This is a genomic window from Nocardioides alcanivorans, from assembly GCF_021555175.1.
In the GTDB taxonomy this organism is placed as follows: domain Bacteria; phylum Actinomycetota; class Actinomycetes; order Propionibacteriales; family Nocardioidaceae; genus Nocardioides; species Nocardioides alcanivorans.
Genome location: NZ_JAKGRW010000019.1, coordinates 13531 through 31358, shown reverse-complemented (window position 1 = coordinate 31358; position 17828 = coordinate 13531). Strand labels below are relative to the sequence as shown.

Below are 17828 nucleotides of genomic sequence, written 5' to 3'. Positions count from 1 at the left end.
GCGGAGGATCCACTCAGCCGAGGATCGCAGCGACCTGCGGTGAGTGGAAGAACGGTGCCAGTCGCGCCCTGAGCAGCTGCTCGACCTCGCCGGAGGCCACGGCCGCGGTCACCAGCGGCGTCGCCAATGCGGTTGCCCGAGCGACGAGGTCGTCACGGTCCCCACCGAGGTCCGCCACCAACGTCGTCAGCGTCTCCTCCCGATAGACCGCAAGGAAGCCGTCGACGAGCGCGTCCACCAGGGCCGACGCAGGTGCCGATGCCGCGATCCCGATGGCGATCTCCTGGGTCAGGTCGGCGATCCGGTGCACGTCCTCCCGGTCTCCGAGCCGGTCGCCTCCGCTGCCGAGGGAGTGTCGGCGTACAGGTCGAACACCTGGAGTGCTGCCTGCTGCGCGGCCGGATCGCGGAGCGTCTCCACGGCGACCTTGTTGAGTCGGCGCATCGCGAAGGTCGCGCCCTTGCCTGCCGTGTCGCCGAGCAACGCCTCGAACTGCTTGTCGGCGGCGCCGACGACCTTGCCGGCCATGTTGGAGCCGAGCGAGACGAGGGAGCCGACGCCGGGGATCTTCTCGGCGACCGCTCGGTTGGTGGCGACCACCTCGCTGACCAAGCGGCCCACGAAGCGGGTGGCCAGCGTGGCCACGAGCGGGCTCTCCGCGATCTGGTCGAGGAACACCTCGGCGAGGTCAAGATGCGCGAACGCCTCGGTGAGCAGTTGCTCCACGTGCTCGCGTTGCACGAGTTCGGCGAGGGTGAAGGGCGCCGCCGGACCGTCGTACGCCGCCTCTGCGGCCACGCTCACCAGCGTGCTGGCCGCGGCGCTCGCCGGGACCTGCTGCAGTGCGGTGCGGAGGAACTCCTTGACCGCTGTGGGATCGGTGGCCTCGCCGACGGTGATCTTCCGACCGAGCTCGGTGAGGTCGTCGACGACCTCACCGATGAGCCGGGGAGGTCCTCGCCGGTGAGTTGGTCGACCATCCAGACGACCTGGGCATCGAGGAGACGGTCTGCGGTGCTCGCGGGTGGCATGGGGCCATTGTCTGCGCAAGTCGAGTCGAGCACGTGCACCGGCACGTTAGGGTCGCGGTTGTGATGAGCAAGGATCTGACCGTCGTCGTGCTGGCCGCCGGTGGCGGTACCCGGATGAAGAGCAAGACCATGAAGGTGCTGCACCGCATCGGTGGTCGGAGCATGGTGGGCCACGTGCTCACTGCCGTCCGGGCGATGGAGCCGCGCCGGGTCGTGGCGGTGATCGGCACCCAACGCGAACAGGTCGGTCCGCACATCCTCGAGCACCTGCCCGAGGCGGTCCTCGCCGTCCAGGAGTCCCTCGACGGCACCGGCGACGCGGTCCGGGTCGCCCTCGAGGCGTTGGGAGGGCAGGCGACCGGGACCGTCGTGGTGGTCACCGGTGACACCCCGCTCCTGCGTGGCGAGAGCCTGCGCGCCTTCGCCGAGGAGCACGACGCGGCGGAACGGGCGGTCAGCATCCTCACCGGCAAGGTGCCCGATCCGTTCGGCTACGGCCGCATCATCCGCAACGCCGAGGGTGACGTGGAGGGGATCGTCGAGGAGAAGGACGCGACCCTCGAGCAGCGCGACATCGACGAGATCAACTCCGGCATCCTCGCCTTCGACGCGGCGTTCCTGCGTGAGGCGCTCGGCGGCCTCACCAACAACAACGCCGGTGGCGAGTATTACCTCACCGACACCGTGCGGATCGCCCGCGATGCCGGGCTCACCGTCGGCGCGCACCTGCTCGATGACGTCAAGCAGACCGAGGGCGCCAACGACCGGGTCCAGCTCGCCGCGCTCGGCCGCGAGCTCAACCGTCGTGTCGTACGCGAGGCGATGTTGGCAGGTGTCACGGTGATGGATCCCGAGACCACGTGGATCGATGCCGACGTGGTGCTCGAGCCCGACGTCACGATCCTTCCCGGGTGCCAGCTCCTGGGTGCGACGCTCGTGCGTGAGGACGCCGTGATCGGGCCGGACTCCACGCTCAAGGACTGCGAGATCGGTGCCGGTGCCCGGGTGGTGCGCACCCACGGTGAGCTGGCCGTCGTGGGGGAGGGCGCCACGGTGGGGCCATTCTCCTACCTGCGTCCCGGCACGACCCTCGGAGCGGCCGGCAAGATCGGTGCCTTCGTCGAGACCAAGAACGCCCAGATCGGTGATCGCTCCAAGGTGCCACACCTCTCCTACGTGGGTGACGCCGAGATCGGCACGGACTCCAACATCGGGGCCGGCACGATCTTTGCCAACTACGACGGCACCAACAAGCACCGCACCACCGTCGGGGACCGTGCCAAGACGGGCTCCAACAACACCTTCGTCGCACCCGTTGCGATCGGTGACGACGCGATGACCGGAGGCGGCACGACGGTGCGTCGCGACGTACCCGACGGGGCCCTGGCCGTCTCCGCCGGGCCGCAGCGCAACCTCCCGGACTGGCAGGCACGCAAGAAGGTCCGTGAGGGTGACGCGTGAGTGTCGTCTCACTGGGCACCCTGCGTTTTCCATGCGTCGGGGTGAAGGGGCACAATCGACTCCGGCGCCAATGACACGCGAACAACAGGGAGCACCAGCGTGACCGGAGTGAAGCGAGCCACCGAGAAGAACCTCATGGTCTTCAGCGGCCGGGCCCATCCAGCACTTGCTGAGGAGGTCGCCGACCGGCTCGACACCCGGCTGGTGCCGACGTCCGCCTACGAGTTCGCCAACGGCGAGATCTACGTGCGCTACGAGGAGTCCGTCCGCGGCTGCGACGCGTTCGTGATCCAGAGCCACACCATGCCCATCAACGAATGGATCATGGAGCACCTGATCATGGTCGACGCGCTCAAGCGCGCCTCGGCCAAGCGGATCACCGTGGTCATGCCGTTCTGGGGCTACAGCCGCCAGGACAAGAAGCACCGTGGTCGCGAGCCGATCTCGGCCCGGCTGATGGCTGACATGTTCAAGACCGCCGGCGCCGACCGCATCATCACCGTCGACCTGCACGCCGACCAGCTCCAGGGCTTCTTCGACGGTCCGGTCGACCACCTGATGGCGTTGCCGGTCCTGGCCGAATACATCAAGGAGAAGTACGGCGACCAGCCGCTCGCGATGGTCTCCCCGGATGCCGGCCGGATCAAGGTCGCCGAGCGCTGGTCCGCCCGCCTCGGCGGTGTCCCGCTGGCCTTCATCCACAAGTCGCGACGCACCGACGTGGCCAACGAGGTCGTCGCCAACCGGGTCGTCGGCGACATCAAGGACCGCATCTGCGTGCTCACCGACGACATGATCGACACGGGTGGCACGATCGTGAAGGCCGCCGAGGCGCTCATGGCCGACGGCGCGGCGGGCGTGGTCATCGCCGCGACCCACGCGATCCTCTCCGACCCGGCGGTCGACCGGCTCAAGAACAGCCCGGCCACCGAGGTCGTCATCACCGACACCCTGCCGGTGCCGGAGGAGAAGCAGTTCGACAAGCTGACCACGCTCTCGATCGCCCCGCTGCTGGCGCAGGCGATCCGTGCGGTCTTCGAGGACGGTTCGGTCACCTCGATGTTCGACGGTCACGCCTGAGCGTGCCTTCGGGCTGGGGCGCCCAGCACGATTTGGCCGGGGTCGCCCGTCGGCCCTAGACTTCTCAGGTTGCCTCGGCGAGGAGCAGCTGCGAAGCAGCGGACTCCGTGATCGACAGGGCCGGCCTTGAGCGCCGCGCGTCCACGTCACGGAGCGCGGCGTTTCGTGTCTCTCCAGCCGGTGGCCCATCGACCCAGAAGCATCACCGAACGAGGAGCACCCGCATGTCCGCCGAGAAGATCACCGCCGAAACCCGCACCGAGTTCGGCAAGGGCGCCGCACGTCGCCTGCGCCGCGCCGCCCAGATCCCCGCGGTCGTCTACGAACACGGCGAGGTGCCCTCCCACATCGCCCTCCCGGCCCACGCCACGACGATGGCCCTGAAGAAGGGTGGCGCGAACGCCCTGCTCGCCCTCGAGATCGAAGGCAAGGAGCAGCTCGCCCTGACCAAGCAGGTTCAGGTCGACCCGATCCGCCGGGTCATCGAGCACATCGACTTCGTCGCTGTGAAGCGCGGCGAGAAGGTCGTCGTCGACGTCCCCGTCGTGATCCTGGGCGAGGCCGTCCGCAACACCCTCGTGGTCACCGACAGCACCACGGTGCAGGTCGAGGCCGAGGCCACCAACATTCCCGACTCGTTCGAGTTCTCGATCGAGGGTGCCGAGCCGGGCCTGATGGTGCACGCCTCCGACCTGACGCTGCCCGAGGGCTCCGTGCTCCTCTCCGACCCCGAGCTGCTGCTGGTCAACGTGACCGAGGCACTCGACCAGGACCTGGGCGACGAGAGCGGCGAGCAGGTTGCCGAGGGTGACACCGCCGAGGCGACGGCCGCCGCGGCCGAGTGACCTTCTTCCCTCGCTGGAAGAACTGGAGGACCGGGAGGACCGAGGACGTGACCGACGCACAGGACGTGTGGCTGGTGGTCGGACTCGGGAATCCCGGTCCCTCCTATTCCGGGCACCGGCACAACGTCGGCTACCTCGTCAACGACGAGCTGGCCAAGCGGCTGGGAGGCACCTTCCGCTCCCACAAGTCTGGCCGCGCCGACGTGGTCGAGGGGCGCTTCGGCGTGCCCGGCCCGCGGGTGGTGCTGGTGCGCCCCCGCAGCTACATGAACGAGGTCGGGGGACCGGTCAAGGCGGTGGCCTCGTTCTACAAGGTCCCGCCGGAGCGGATCATCGCGATCCACGACGAGCTCGACATCGATTTCGGCACCCTGCGCACCAAGTTCGGTGGTGGCGACAACGGCCACAACGGCCTCAAGTCGATGCGCTCCTCCTTTGGCACGGGTGACTTCTTCCGGGTCCGCGCCGGCATCGGGCGTCCGCCCGGCCGGCAGGAGGTCGCCGACTTCGTGCTCTCGAACTACTCGTCGGCCGAGCGCAAGGAGTTGCCGTTCCAGATCGATGACGCTGCCGACGCCGTCGAGTGCCTCGTCACGGAGGGCCTGGAGCGCACCCAGCAGCGGTTCAACCGCTGACCAGAGCAGCATCTGCGGCTGTCGCAGCATCCCGGTATGGTCTGGGCCGTGATTGAGTTTCCTGCCGCTGCGGCCACCGATGACCACGTCCTCGCCACCTGGCTCGCCACCGTTGCCGGTGAGCGTCTGCTCGAGGTGCGTGCCGAAGGCCTCGAGGGCAAGGCGCTCAAGGATGCCGGTGACCAGGCCGCGCAGGCAGTGCTCGCGCAGCTGCTCGCCGAGCACCGCCCGGACGACGCGGTGCTTTCCGAGGAGGCCACCGACGACCAGGCCCGCCTGAGCGCCTCGCGGGTGTGGATCATCGATCCGCTCGACGGCACCCGGGAGTTCTCCGAGCCGCCGCGCGACGACTGGGCCGTCCACGTGGCGTTGTGGGAAGACGGTGAACTCACCGTCGGCGCCGTCGCGCAGCCGATGCTGGGCGAGACCTTCAACACCGGCCAGCCCGCGGTCGTGCCCGGTCTCGACGAGGTCGACCACCGGGCTGGCGCCAAGCCGCGTATTGCCGTCTCCCGCAGCCGCCCGCCGGCCTTCGTGCAGGCGCTCGCCGAGGCGATCGACGCCGAGCTGGTCCCGATGGGCTCCGCCGGGGTCAAGGTCATGTCGGTCGTCCGCGACCTCGCAGACGCCTACGTGCACGCAGGTGGGCAGTACCAGTGGGACAACGCGGCGCCGGTTGCGGTCGCTCGCGCTGCCGGGTTGCACTGCTCGCGTGTCGACGGATCGCCGCTGGTCTACAACGGCGCCGACACGTCCCTGCCCGACCTGATCGTCTGCCGGCCCGAGCTGGCCGATCGGATCATCGCCTTCGTCAACGAGCACGGCACGGACTGATGGTGCGCCACCTCCTCCTCGACGCGGACGGGGTGGTGCAGCACCGCCCGGGTGGGTGGGACGACGTACTCGCCGGCCACACCGCCGACCCGGGCGGACTCTTCGGCGACCTCGTGATCGAGGAGGCGCCGACCGTGCGTGGCGCCGGCGACTTCCTGCCGGTCCTCGCGGACGCCCTGCGACGCCGAGGCATCACGGCCGACCCGGAGCAGGTCCATGCCGACGTCTGGGGCCGGATCGAGCCACATGTGGGGCTCCTGTCGTGGGTCGGTGAGCTTCGCGACGCCGGGGCGGAGGTGCATCTGGCGAGCAACCAGCACCCCGAACGGGCGGCGCTGATGCGTCACCGGCTCGGTTACGGAGAGCTCTTCGACACCTGCTTCTTCTCGTGTGAGCTCGGCGCCGCCAAGCCGAGTGAGGAGTTCTTCGAGAAGGTGCTGGACGCCCTTCGGGCGACTCCGCAGGAGGTCGTCTTCGTCGACGACTCGACCACGAACACCCGAGCCGCACGCGGGATCGGCATGCGTGCGATCACCTGGCACCACCGGCAGGGCCTGGCCAGACTCCGGCGCCAGGTCGTCCCACAGCCGTGACGGAGGCGTTGGCCGGCCACCTACACTTGCCGGCGTGAACCGGGGAGTGCGATCGCGGCGAGCGCACTCGCGGCAGTGCTTCTCCTCGGTGCGCTCGTGATCGCCGGGGCGATGGCGGTGTGGGCCTTCCGCGGCGGCTCCGATGCGCCCCTTCCGCAGTGATAGCCAGGCAGGTGCCACCGACCGTCGCGCCGGTCGCGCCGGCGTACGGCCAGAGCACGGGTGACATCGTGCAACCCGACCCGGCCTGGGTGAAGCGAACCAGCGAGCAGACGGGCATTCCGGTGCCGGCGATGCGGGCCTACGGGCGCGCCGCGATCCTGGCCGGACGGGAACTGCCCGACTGCCGAATCGGGTGGAACACCCTCGCCGGGGTCGGCTGGAACGAGTCCCACCACGGCACCATCGGTGGCCGCACCTTGGGCGATGACGGCGTGCCGAGCTCACGGATCCTCGGGCCGGTGCTCGACGGGGAGGGGCCCTATGCGGCCATCCCTGCGACCCCGGCCTCGAAGCAGTGGCACGGCAACGCCCGATGGGACCGTGCGGTCGGGCCGATGCAGTTCATCAGCGAGTCGTGGGAGCGCTGGGGCACCGACGCCGACGGCGACGGCGTGGTCGACCCGCACGACCTCGATGACGCCGCCTGGACCGCTGCTCGCTATCTGTGCGCGAGCGGGGCCGACCTCACGACCGGGGAGGGCTGGCGCAACGCAGTGCTCTCCTACAACCGCTCGGTGGAGTACGCCGACGCGGTCTTCCGGGCGGCGACCTCGTACGCCGACCGGGTCTCCGACTGAGCCACCCCCATTGCTGCCCGGCTGTTCCCGGGGAGTTCATCTGAGTCGCACCGACCTGTCGTCGGTGGTGGGCATGGTGTGCGCGTCGGTGTTCGGGCGTCGACGCTCCAGGCTCGTCCATCGTCGCGATGCGGGCTAACGACCAGTCAGAAGCCCGGACGCGTGACCATCCTTCGCACCGAACTGCCCGCCCACGAGGTGACGCCACGTCGCCTGTCTCGGCGCCCAACGGGCGCAGACCGTGTCTTCGAGTGGAGTGCCACTGCCGTCGGCGCCACGGTCCTGGTGATCACCGGTGGCATCGGCGTCTTCCTTGCCTGGCAGGCAGTGCCCACCCTGAAGCGGTTCGGGTTCTCCTTCTTCACCGAGACCTCGTGGGAGCCCGAAGCGAATGTGCTCGGCATTGGATCGGTGCTGGTTGGCACGGTCTCGATCGCCGTCGTGGCGTTGGTGATCGCCTTCCCGCTCGCGCTCGGTACCGCGCTCTACATCAGCGAGTACGCCCCGTTGAGGTTCAAGGCGACGCTGGTGTCACTGGTCGACCTGATGGCCGCAGTGCCGAGCATCGTCTACGGACTCTGGGGCTTCTTCCTGGTCATGCCGCACGCAGCTGCCTTCGCGCACTGGCTGCACCAACACCTCGGCTGGATCCCGATCTTCGCGGTCGAGGCCGATGCGGACGCCGCCGTGTGGCAGTCCAACCGCTATGTCGCCAGCGCGTTCTGCGCCGGCATCGCCGTCGCGATGATGGTGCTCCCGATGGCCTGCGCTGTGATGCGCGAGGTCTTCGCACAGACGCCTCCGGGAGAGAAGGAGGCCGCGCTGGCGCTCGGCGCCACCCGCTGGGGCGTCATCCGTGCGGTGGTGCTGCCCTTCGGTCGCGGCGGCATCATCGGCGGCACGATGCTCGGACTCGGTCGCGCCCTGGGCGAGACGATCGCGGTGCTGTTGATCATCTCCCCGGCCTTCGACCTCAAGTTCCGCGTGCTGGAGGTGGGCACGAACTCCATCAGCGCCCTCATCGCGGGCCGCTTCGGTGATGCCAGCCCGGCCCAGCTCTCGGCGCTGCTTGCCGCAGGATTCGTGCTCTTCGTGATCACGCTCGTGATCAACACCCTCGCTGCGATCGTCGTCAACCGGAGCCGCTCCGGGGCCGGAGCGGAGGCCTGACATGGCTGTGGCCGCCTCGGAACCCACCCGCTCCCCGGGCACCTCCGGCACCACGGAGATCCCCACCCTCCCGCCAGGTGATCGGGTGCCGCACCCGATCATCGGTCTCGGCAAACCCAACCTGGATGATCGCGCGGTGCGGTGGGGCTCCTGGGTCGCGGCGCTGGCGCTGGCGTGGGTGATCACGGCCCGCCTGCTCCCGCTGACGGGACCGGCCTGGTTCGCCATCACCTGGTTCGTCTGCGGACTGCTCATGATTGCTCTCACCACCGCCCTCACCGGCAGGGCGGTCGACGTGACCGACCGAGTGGTCGAGGCACTCATCACCGGGGCCGCAGGAATCGTCGGGTTCGCGCTGGTCAGCATCATCGTCTTCGTGGTGCTGCGTGGCTGGGAGCCCCTGGTGCACTGGAACTTCTTCACCGAGGACATGGCGGGCACCGGCCCGCGCGACCCGTTCACCCAGGGCGGGGTGCTGCATGCCATCGTCGGCTCGTTGATCCAGATCGGCATCGCGGTGGCCATCACGGTGCCGTTGGGCATCGGCACCGCTGTCTTCATGACCGAGGTCGGCGGCCGCTTCGCCAAGGTGGTGCGCACCGTCGTCGAGGCGATGACGGCGCTTCCCTCCATCGTGGCCGGTCTCTTCATCTATGCCGTCCTGATCGTCGCGCTCGGCGTGCCCAAGTCGGGTCTGGCTGCCGCTCTCGCCCTCGCGGTGATGATGCTGCCCATCATCGCCCGCGCTGCCGACGTCGTGTTGAGGGTCGTGCCCGGCAACTTGCGCGAGGCGAGCCTGGCGCTCGGCGCGAGTCGCTGGCGGACCGTGTGGCACGTCGTACTCCCCACTGCTCGGCCAGGTCTGGCGACCGCGTTGATCCTCGGCGTCGCTCGTGGTGTCGGCGAGACATCGCCGGTGCTGCTCACCTCGGGAGCCGCGATGTTCCTGGTCGCCGACCCGACCGACGGCGTCATGAACTCGCTGCCGCTCTACATCTTCAGCACCGTCCGCAGCGGTGAGCCGATGGCCGAGGCTCGCGCCTTCGCCGCGGCGACCGTGTTGCTGGGACTCGTCCTGGTCCTGTTCGTGATCGCCCGCCTGCTGGCCCGTCCCCGCAGCAATCGCACCCGCTTGCGTCACCGCCTGGGTGGCCTCGTCCCGTCCTTCAGGAGGACCCGTTGATCCGCCCTCTCCGCAACCTGGCGGCGGTGCTCGCAGCCCTGCTCACCCTCATGGCGCCGATCGCTGCGGCAGCGCTCGCGCCCGACGACGGCCGTACGGCGGCCCGGGTCGCCTACGCGCAGATCGAGGGATCTGGCTCCACGTGGTCGGAGAACATCGTCCAGCAGTGGATCGCGGACGTCGACGCCAGCGGCATGAAGGTCACCTACAGCGGTGGTGGCTCATCGACCGGTCGGAAGAACTTTGCACAGAACGTGACCGACTTCGGGATCAGCGAGATCCCCTACCCGGGTGTCGACGAGTTCGGAGCGGCCGACAACGCGAACGGTCGTGACTACGCCTACATCCCGATCGTGGCGGGTGGCACGGCGTTCACCTACCAGATCAAGGTCGGCGGAAAGATGGTGAAGAACCTTCGCCTGTCCGGCGAGACGATCGCCAAGATCTTCACCAACCAGATCACCAACTGGAACGACCCCGCGATCACCAAGGACAACAATGGCCGAGCGCTGCCCAGCCTCGACATCATCCCGGTCGTCCGTGGCGACGGTTCCGGCACGACCGCCCAGTTCACGACGTGGCTCGACAAGGAGTACCCGTCGCTGTGGCGCGCCTACAACGGGCGCGCGGGCTACACGTCGTACTACCCACGCAAGGGCAAGATGCAGGCGCCCTCGGGCTCGGACCAGGTGATGAACACCGTCTCCGGTTTCTCCGGCAACGGAGCGATCGCGTATGTCGAGTACTCCTACCCGGTGAACAAGAACTACCCGGTCGTGAAGGTGCTCAACAAGGGCGGCTACTACGTCGAGCCGACGCGCTACAACGTCGCGGTGGCGCTGACGAAGGCGCGGATCAACACCGACAAGGGCTCGCAGATGTATCTGACCCAGATCCTCGACGAGGTCTATCGTGCCAAGGACCCGCGGACCTATCCGTTGTCGTCCTACTCCTACCTCATCCTGCCGACGGGGGCCGACGACCGGCGAATGACCACGGCGAAGCGTCAGACACTGATGGACTTCATGTACTACTCGCTGTGCGAGGGCCAGTCGAAGGCCGGGGACTACGGCTACTCACCGTTGCCGCTCAACCTGGTGCAGGCAGGGTTCGAACAACTCAACCTGCTGGCCAAGGCCGATTCGGGAGTGGACGCCAAGAACCGCAGCGTCGCCAGCTGCAACAATCCCACGTTCGTCGCCGGCAAGCTCAACGAGAACCGCCTCGCCAAGATCGCGCCGATGCCGGCGGCCTGCGACAAGCAGGGTGCCGGCCCGTGCTCGACCGGGACGGGCACCGGCGAGCCGTCGACCGAGGACGCGCCCGCCGACAGCGAGAAGAAGGCTGACGATGTCGCGGCCCCCGGGGAACAGAGCGACCCCGACACGACCGTTGACACGGATGCGCCGCCCCAGGTCGACCCGGAGACCGGGGAGCCGGTCAGCACTGCGCCCGGCAGCACCGCCGCGAGTGAGGTCTTTGCCAATCCGATGGAGGTCAGCGCCGACCGGAAGGCCGAGCGCAAGCTCTTCGGCTGGGTCGCCGTCGCCGAACTGCTCGCGCTGGTGATGTTGCCCGGCCTGGCCGGGGTCTGGCTGCGCCGACGCGCGTTGAGGGGGACGCCGTGAGGAACGCAGGAGCAGGGCGCAGCGTACCGATGGCGGAGAAGCTGTGGCGGGGATCCGTCGCGCTGACGTTGGCGGGTCTGCTGGGTGCGGGGGCGATCGTGGCGTCCTCTGCTTCCGCCACCTCCGGTGTCGCGATCGCCGCGCCGACGCGGGTCACCGCCGGCGAGCTGACCAGGAGCGCGACGCTCGAGCGGGTCTTCGTCAACGGCGGTGAGGAGTCGGTCGTCGACACGCGTGAGGTCACCGTTTCGCTGAGCCACAACGACGAGTTGCGGGGCCGTGAACGAGTGCGTGTCCACTGGTCCGGGGCCCGGCCCAGCGGCGCTCGCGCCGCCGACCCCTACGGTGAGAACGGTCTGAGCCAGGAGTACCCGGTCGTGGTGCTGCAGTGTCGCGGTGTCGATGACGCGTCGCTCCCCGCCGACCAGCAGCTGCGCCCGGAGACCTGCTGGACCTCCACTCGACAGCAGCGCAGCCTCACCTCGGTCGAGCGCACCGCAGTCTGGCGCCACGACCTGTACGCCGACGAGGTGGATCGCGCCGAGAAGTCAGGTCGGGCGCCGTTCCCGTCGGAGGAGTGCGCGGATCCGGCCGGGTACTCCTCGCGGCTGACACCTTTCGCGGCGGCCACGGGCAAGGAGTACCTCGCGTGCACAGCCGAGACGATGCCCCCGGAGGCAGCGGTGGGTGCCGCCTATCCGCCAGCGGAGGTGGCCGGCTTCACCGACTCGTCGGGACGGGGCAGCGTCAACTTCGAGGTCCGCTCCGACGTGGAGAACGAGTCGCTGGGATGTTCGTCCTCCGTCGCCTGCTCGATCGTGGTCATCCCGATCATGGGCATCAGCTGCCTGGACGACGACCGTGAGTGCCGTCGGCAGGGCAAATGGCTGCCTGGCTCGAGCAACTTCTCCAAGCAGGGCATCGACCTGGCTGTCTCCCCGCAGCTGTGGTGGTCGGAGTCGAACTGGCGCAACCGCTTCGCCTTCCCGATCAGCTTCGGGCTTCCGGCAGACACCTGCGACATCCAGGACTCCCGGGCGCCGGTCGGCTTCTACGGCTCGGAGCTCCTCTCCCAGGCGGCGTTGCAGTGGTCGCCGGCGTACTGCCTCGACGAGAAGCGCTTCAAGTTCCAGCACAACCGGATGCCCGACGAGGCCGGATTCAAGTTGATGGAGACTGGCGATGGTGCCGCAGCGCTCGTCTCGGGCCGTCGGGAGACCAGCGGGACCGATCCGGTGGGCTACGCACCGACGGCCATCACCGGCTTCGCGATCGGCTATGCGGTCGATCGCCCTGACAACGCGGGCGAGTACCCCAACCTCCGACTCAACGCTCGACTGCTGGCCAAGTTGCTCACCCAGTCCTACCTCGGCTCAGACCTTGGCCGTGGCCATCCCGGGATGGGCAAGAACCCGCTGTCGATCAACCTCGACCCCGAGTTCCAGGAACTCAACCCCGGGCTCGACCTCACTGCGCGTGAAGCGGGAGCGACCCTCCTGTCACTCTCGGAGTCGTCGGACGTGATCGAGTCGGTGACCTCCTACATCCAGGCAGACCCCGAAGCGAAGGCGTTCGTCGAGGGCAAGGCCGACAAGTGGGGCATGGTCGTCAACCCGTCCTACAAGTCGATCCCGCTCCCCACGCGGGAGTGGCCGTTGCTCGACGAGTACGTCCCGGCCAGCGAGCAGGAGTGCCTGCAGCAGAATCCGTCGCCCTACTTCACCCAGCTGGCAGCCCCTGTGTCGACGCTGCGCAAGGTCGCCGAGTCGGTCCTCGACGCGTGGCCGAACGTGCAGACCCGGTGTGAACGCTCCACCGTCAACGACCCTTGGAAGCTCGGCCGCGTCGACCGCCAGGGACTCGGGACCCGCTTCGTCCTCGGCATCGTCACCCTGGGGGACGCCGAACGGTTCGGCCTGCGCAAGGCAGCGCTGCAGACCAAGCGGGGCAGGTACGTCGTACCGAGCGACAGGTCCATCGCTGCGGCGATCAAGATCTCGAAGCAGGCCAAGAGGATGGAACCGTTCGAGCTCAAGCAGGCGGCCGTGCGCAAGGACGGTGGCGCCTACCCGGGCACGATGGTGGTCTACACCGCCGCTCGCACCTCGGGCGCCGACAAGGCCACGTCCAAGACGGTGGCCCAGTTCATCCGGATCTCGAGCACCGAGGGCCAGCGGCCCGGTCGTGGCAACGGCCAGCTCCCGGCCGGCTACCTCCCGATCAAGAAGACGGGCGTGACCGCGCGCCTGTACCGAAGTGCGCAGGAGGTTGCCGACGCGGTCGAGGCCCAGAAGACGGCGAAGAGTCCCGACGAGAAGTCGGAGCCGGACAACCCCGGGAACGACGGAATGCCCGACTCCAGGCCCGAGCAGGTCGAGGATCCGTCGGTCGCAGACCCGCCGGACGAGGCCACGACCGAGGCACCTGTGGAAGCGACGACCACGACGGCCAGCTCCGACGTGGCCACACCTGACGCCAGCTCCAACCTGGCGCGGGTCGCGTTGCCGCTCGCCCTCGGTCTGGCGCTGCTCGGAGGCTTCCTCTCCACCGGGATCCGGGTCCTGGTGCGGGTGCGGAGGTTGCGGTGAGCAAGACCCTGATCGCGGTGGAGCGTCCGGCCGGCCCGGAGCGGGGTCGACCACGCGACGAGGAGTCGCTGCGACTCCTCTCCACGGCGTTGACGATGGTCGGAGTACTGGCGTTGTGGTTCGTCTGCCACGTCTTCGTGTTCGCGACGGTCTCCCAGGAGCGCCAGCAGGCGGTGTTGTACGACCAGTTGCGAGCCGACATGGCGGCGGCAACGGCGCCGGTCGGACCGATCGTGGCGCAGGGCACGCCGGTGAGCCTGCTGACCATCCCAGCCCTCGACCTCGAGCAGGTCGTAGTCGAGGGCACCACCTCCGGTGACCTCCTGGCCGGTCCCGGACATCGACGCGACACCGTGCTCCCCGGACAGGTGGGCAACTCGGTCGTCTACGGCCGCAGCAGCACCTACGGCGCGCCGTTCAAGGAGATCGCCGACCTGAGGACGGGGGACCGGATCAGGGTCGATGGCGCTCAGGGCACGGTCGACTTCGCGGTGATCGGCGTACGGCGAGCCGGTGACCTCCTGCCGGCGCCCGCCACGGCCGGAGCCGCGCGGCTCACCTTGGCGACCTCCGAGGGGCGGGGGCGCCTCGATGCTCTCAGCCGAGGCGAGGTCGTCTACGTCGACGCGGAGGCGAAGGAAGGGTTCCCCGCGCCGAGTGGACGCCTCGGTGCCGTCAACGACGAGGAGCGCGCCATGGGCACCGACCCGGGCATCCTGCCCCGCCTCGTGCTGCTGATGGCGCTGCTCGTCCTGCTCACCATCGCCACCGTCGTCGCTCGTCAACGGTGGTCTGCAGTCCTGACCTGGGTGGTGGCGGCGCCGATCGCCGGCGCGCTCACCTGGGCCACCACAGACGCGGCCATGCGGCTGCTGCCCAACTTGGTCTGACAGCAGGCCGAGCCCGATTTTCCCACCAACCCAGAAGCAATGAATCGAATGAGGAGTATGTGATGTCTGCACGCAGGTACGTTGCGGGACTCGCCACGGCCGCGGTGGCCGCCGCCACCTTGGCAACGGCTCCCGCAGCCCAGGCAGACCCGGCGTTCGTCCCGGTTGCCGATGACTTCGTCGGAGCTGGCTCCGACACCAGCATGTTCGCACTCAACTACTTGGCCGACGGCCATGACGGTGTCGCCGGCTACAACGAAGGACGCACCTCCGGACGTCTCGTCTCGTTCGACGCCAAGACCCCGACGAACTCCGACACCGTCGTGCTGGCCACCGGCAGGCCTGCGATCACCCGACCCAACGGTTCCGGTGCGGGCAAGGGCCTGCTCTACGGTCCCAGCAACAACTCGGACCTCGACTACGCCCGTTCCTCGTCGGCACTCAGCGCCGCGGAGATCTCGGCGGGGCTCTACGCCTTCCCGTTCGCCCTCGACGTGCTCGAGATGGCAGTCTCGAAGAGCAGCAACGCGCCGGCCCAGTTGACCGAGCAGCAGATCCTCGCGATCTACAGCGGCACGGTGACCAACTGGAGCCAGGTCGGCGGCACCTCCGGAGTCATCGTCCCGATGATCCCGCAGTCCGGGTCCGGCACCCGCTCGTTCTTCGAGAGCGAGCTCAAGCGGATCAACGGCGGCAACACCGTCAACCTTGCCTCCTCGGTCCGCGAGGTCCAGGAGCACGACGACACCGAGATCAAGGACGACGCCAACGCGATCGCGCCGTTCTCCGCGGGCCGCGGCCGGATCGAGGGCACCGTGGACCTGGTCGGCGGTGAGTTCAGCGCCAAGCGAGCGCTCTACAACGTCGTCCGCCAGGCCGACGTTGCCGACCCGGAGGTGCTCGACCTCTTCGGCGAGGACGGCTTCATCTGCTCCATCGACGCACGTCCGTTGATCGAGGCTGCCGGCTTCGACCAGCTCGCCACCCCGGACGCCGACGGCGTCTGCGGTGAAGCCACGCAGGAGGCAACGGCCAACTTCACCACCAATGACGCGGCGGCGACCACCACCGCGTTGACGGCGACCTCGCCCGCTGGTGGTGCGGTGCGACTGACCGCCACGGTCGCGGCCGACGGCAACTCCGCCGACGGCGCGGTCGAGTTCTTCGAGGGCGAGACCTCGGTGGGCACCGCGCAGATCGCCCAGGGCCAGGCCGTGCTCAACCTGGCGGGTGTGACCAGCGGCCAGCACCAGTACAGCGCCGTCTTCGTCCCGGCGTCGGTCGCCTTCGGTGCCTCGACGTCCGAGGTCGTCTCCGTGACGGTCAAGGGAGCGGCCCAGGTCAACGCCTCCGTGACCCCCGGCAGCACCACCTACGGCAAGGCCGCCAAGGTTTCGGTGAAGGTCACCGGAGCCTCCGCGACCCCGACCGGCGCCGTCCGCGTCAAGGTCGGACCGACCACCGTCAGCGGCACCCTCGCCGCCGGCTCCGCCATGATCACCCTCCCGGCCAACGTCGCCGCGGGCAACCAGACCGTCACGGTCACCTACGCCGGTGACGCGACGTACGCCGCCGCCACTGCCACCGGTCAGCTCAAGGTCGCGAAGGCCACGAGCAAGTTGAAGGCCAAGGCGCCGAAGAAGATCAAGAAGGGCAAGACGGGCAAGGCCACGATCACGGTCTCGGTCCCCGGATCGTCGGTGAAGGTGACCGGCGGCACGGCGACGATCAAGAAGGGCAAGGTCGTCGTCGGCAAGGGCGCCGTCAAGAACGGCAAGGTGAAGCTCAAGCTCGCCAAGCTCAAGAAGGGCAAGAACAAGCTCACGGTCTCGTACGCCGGCAACGCGTCGGTCAAGGGCTCCAAGGCCAAGGTCACGGTCACGCAGAAGTGATCCCTCCGGGCGGATGAGTCCGGAGACCTGAAATTCGTCGCCGGCGACCGATCCCCGAGTCGGTCGCCGGCGACGCCCCACGTCCTTCCAGCAGGAGTTGCCAGTGAACACCGAGACCGCGGCGCCCCAGACCGGGCTCTCCGACGAGACGACGACGATCCCGCCGGTGGAGGCGGCGCCCGACTCCGTCCCGGCCCAGATCGAGGGGCTGCGACGGCTCCGCAAGCGCCGGCCCGAGGGACTGGCCGCCTTGAGTGCGCGGGAGATCACCGCGTGGTTCGGTGACCACATGGTGCTCGACCGGGTGTCCCTCGACATGCCGGCCGGTGGCATCACCGCGCTCATCGGACCGTCCGGATGCGGCAAGTCGACCTTCCTGCGGATCCTCAACCGGATGCACGAGCTGGTTCCCTCCGCCGCTCTGGCGGGGGAGGTGCTGCTCGACGGCGAAGACATCTACGACCCCTCGAAGCGACTGATCGACGCCCGGCGTCAGATCGGCATGGTCTTCCAGAAGCCCAACCCGTTCCCGGCGATGTCGATCCGGGAGAACGTGCTCGCCGGTCTCAAGCTGACGGGAGCCAAGGCCTCCCGGTCCACCAAGGACGAGATCGTGGAGAGCTGCCTCGTACGCGGTGGCCTGTGGAACGAGGTCAAGGATCGACTCGATGCCCCCGGCGGGGCCTCTCCGGTGGCCAGCAGCAGCGCCTGTGCATCGCCCGCTCCTTGGCGATCCGACCGCGGGTGCTTCTCATGGACGAGCCCTGTTCGGCGCTCGACCCCACCTCGACCCGCGTGATCGAGGAGACCATGCTCGAGCTCGCCGAGCAGGTGACGATCGTGATCGTCACCCACAACATGCAGCAGGCCGCCCGTGTCTCGGACCGCTGCGCCTTCTTCCTCGCGGCCCAGGGCACCCCGGGTGTGATCGTCGAGCACGGCGACACCGAAGCGATGTTCCAGCACCCCAAGGACCGTCGTACCGAGGACTATGTGAACGGCCGATTCGGCTGACCCGCGAACCTTCACTCAGAACCCGCGAACCTTCACTCGGAACCCGCGACTCGGCCCTCAGCTCCGCCGACCCGTCATGCGGACCGAGTCCCGTTGAGCCGAACCTCACAGTCGCGAGGGCTTGCTGAACGGAACACGTGGTCGAGGCTCCGCTGCCATGCGGCACAATCCCCGGTGTTCCGAC

The 17828-nt window shown here is 68.8% G+C and carries 17 protein-coding genes; 15 read left to right on the top strand and 2 right to left on the bottom strand.

Features of this window, described 5'->3' with window-relative positions:
• Positions 1 to 13 precede the first annotated feature (13 nt).
• Together L1066_RS10420 and L1066_RS10415 are read right to left on the bottom strand one after the other, a co-directional pair.
• Positions 14 to 310: a hypothetical protein gene (locus L1066_RS10420; RefSeq protein ID WP_235736261.1), complete on the bottom strand. Its 297-nt coding sequence runs from the start codon at positions 308 to 310 to the stop codon at positions 14 to 16.
• Positions 289 to 1050: a hypothetical protein gene (locus tag L1066_RS10415; protein ID WP_235736260.1), complete on the bottom strand. Its 762-nt coding sequence runs from the start codon at positions 1048 to 1050 to the stop codon at positions 289 to 291. The genes L1066_RS10420 and L1066_RS10415 overlap by 22 nt, the downstream gene beginning before the upstream one ends.
• Before the next feature lie 44 nt (positions 1051 to 1094).
• On the opposite strand from L1066_RS10415, the gene glmU reads away from it, so the two are divergent.
• The 15 genes from glmU (at position 1095) to L1066_RS29270 (ending at position 17644) form a co-directional block, all read left to right on the top strand.
• Positions 1095 to 2492, top strand: coding sequence for a bifunctional UDP-N-acetylglucosamine diphosphorylase/glucosamine-1-phosphate N-acetyltransferase GlmU (gene glmU / locus L1066_RS10410; RefSeq protein WP_235736259.1), 1398 nt, complete (start codon positions 1095 to 1097; stop codon positions 2490 to 2492).
• Positions 2493 to 2591: 99 nt separating this feature from the next.
• Positions 2592 to 3572: a ribose-phosphate diphosphokinase gene (locus L1066_RS10405; RefSeq protein WP_312007497.1), complete on the top strand. Its 981-nt coding sequence runs from the start codon at positions 2592 to 2594 to the stop codon at positions 3570 to 3572.
• A gap of 224 nt (positions 3573 to 3796) precedes the next feature.
• Entirely contained in the window at positions 3797 to 4417 is a 621-nt protein-coding gene (locus tag L1066_RS10400; RefSeq protein WP_235736258.1) for a 50S ribosomal protein L25/general stress protein Ctc, read from the top strand.
• 47 nt (positions 4418 to 4464) lie between these two features.
• Positions 4465 to 5052, top strand: a complete 588-nt coding sequence (pth, locus tag L1066_RS10395; RefSeq protein ID WP_235736257.1) for an aminoacyl-tRNA hydrolase — start codon at positions 4465 to 4467, stop codon at positions 5050 to 5052.
• 48 nt (positions 5053 to 5100) lie between these two features.
• Complete coding sequence (locus L1066_RS10390) at positions 5101 to 5886, top strand: 3'(2'),5'-bisphosphate nucleotidase CysQ (protein ID WP_235736256.1); 786 nt, start codon at positions 5101 to 5103, stop codon at positions 5884 to 5886.
• On the top strand, positions 5886 to 6479 hold the full coding sequence (locus L1066_RS10385; protein ID WP_235736255.1) for an HAD family hydrolase: 594 nt from the start codon (positions 5886 to 5888) through the stop codon (positions 6477 to 6479). Before L1066_RS10390 ends, L1066_RS10385 begins: the two co-directional genes overlap by 1 nt.
• A gap of 173 nt (positions 6480 to 6652) precedes the next feature.
• On the top strand, positions 6653 to 7279 hold the full coding sequence (locus L1066_RS26600; RefSeq protein WP_235736254.1) for a lytic transglycosylase domain-containing protein: 627 nt from the start codon (positions 6653 to 6655) through the stop codon (positions 7277 to 7279).
• Positions 7280 to 7441: 162 nt separating this feature from the next.
• Positions 7442 to 8449 (top strand): phosphate ABC transporter permease subunit PstC, encoded by a 1008-nt coding sequence (pstC, locus tag L1066_RS10375; protein ID WP_235736253.1) that lies wholly within the window; start codon positions 7442 to 7444, stop codon positions 8447 to 8449.
• A 1-nt stretch (position 8450) separates the two neighbouring features.
• Positions 8451 to 9632, top strand: coding sequence for a phosphate ABC transporter permease PstA (gene pstA, locus L1066_RS10370; RefSeq protein WP_235736252.1), 1182 nt, complete (start codon positions 8451 to 8453; stop codon positions 9630 to 9632).
• Positions 9629 to 11260: a phosphate ABC transporter substrate-binding protein PstS gene (locus L1066_RS10365; RefSeq protein WP_235736251.1), complete on the top strand. Its 1632-nt coding sequence runs from the start codon at positions 9629 to 9631 to the stop codon at positions 11258 to 11260. The genes pstA and L1066_RS10365 overlap by 4 nt, the downstream gene beginning before the upstream one ends.
• Positions 11257 to 13848, top strand: a complete 2592-nt coding sequence (locus L1066_RS10360; protein ID WP_235736250.1) for a hypothetical protein — start codon at positions 11257 to 11259, stop codon at positions 13846 to 13848. Before L1066_RS10365 ends, L1066_RS10360 begins: the two co-directional genes overlap by 4 nt.
• Positions 13845 to 14738: a sortase domain-containing protein gene (locus L1066_RS10355; RefSeq protein ID WP_235736249.1), complete on the top strand. Its 894-nt coding sequence runs from the start codon at positions 13845 to 13847 to the stop codon at positions 14736 to 14738. The genes L1066_RS10360 and L1066_RS10355 overlap by 4 nt, the downstream gene beginning before the upstream one ends.
• Before the next feature lie 62 nt (positions 14739 to 14800).
• Complete coding sequence (locus L1066_RS10350) at positions 14801 to 16630, top strand: Ig-like domain repeat protein (RefSeq protein WP_235736248.1); 1830 nt, start codon at positions 14801 to 14803, stop codon at positions 16628 to 16630.
• Between the two features lie 103 nt (positions 16631 to 16733).
• Positions 16734 to 17429: a phosphate ABC transporter ATP-binding protein gene (locus tag L1066_RS29275; RefSeq protein ID WP_512699718.1), complete on the top strand. Its 696-nt coding sequence runs from the start codon at positions 16734 to 16736 to the stop codon at positions 17427 to 17429.
• Positions 17339 to 17644, top strand: coding sequence for a phosphate ABC transporter ATP-binding protein (locus L1066_RS29270; RefSeq protein WP_512699719.1), 306 nt, complete (start codon positions 17339 to 17341; stop codon positions 17642 to 17644). The genes L1066_RS29275 and L1066_RS29270 overlap by 91 nt, the downstream gene beginning before the upstream one ends.
• Positions 17645 to 17828: the final 184 nt, after the last annotated feature.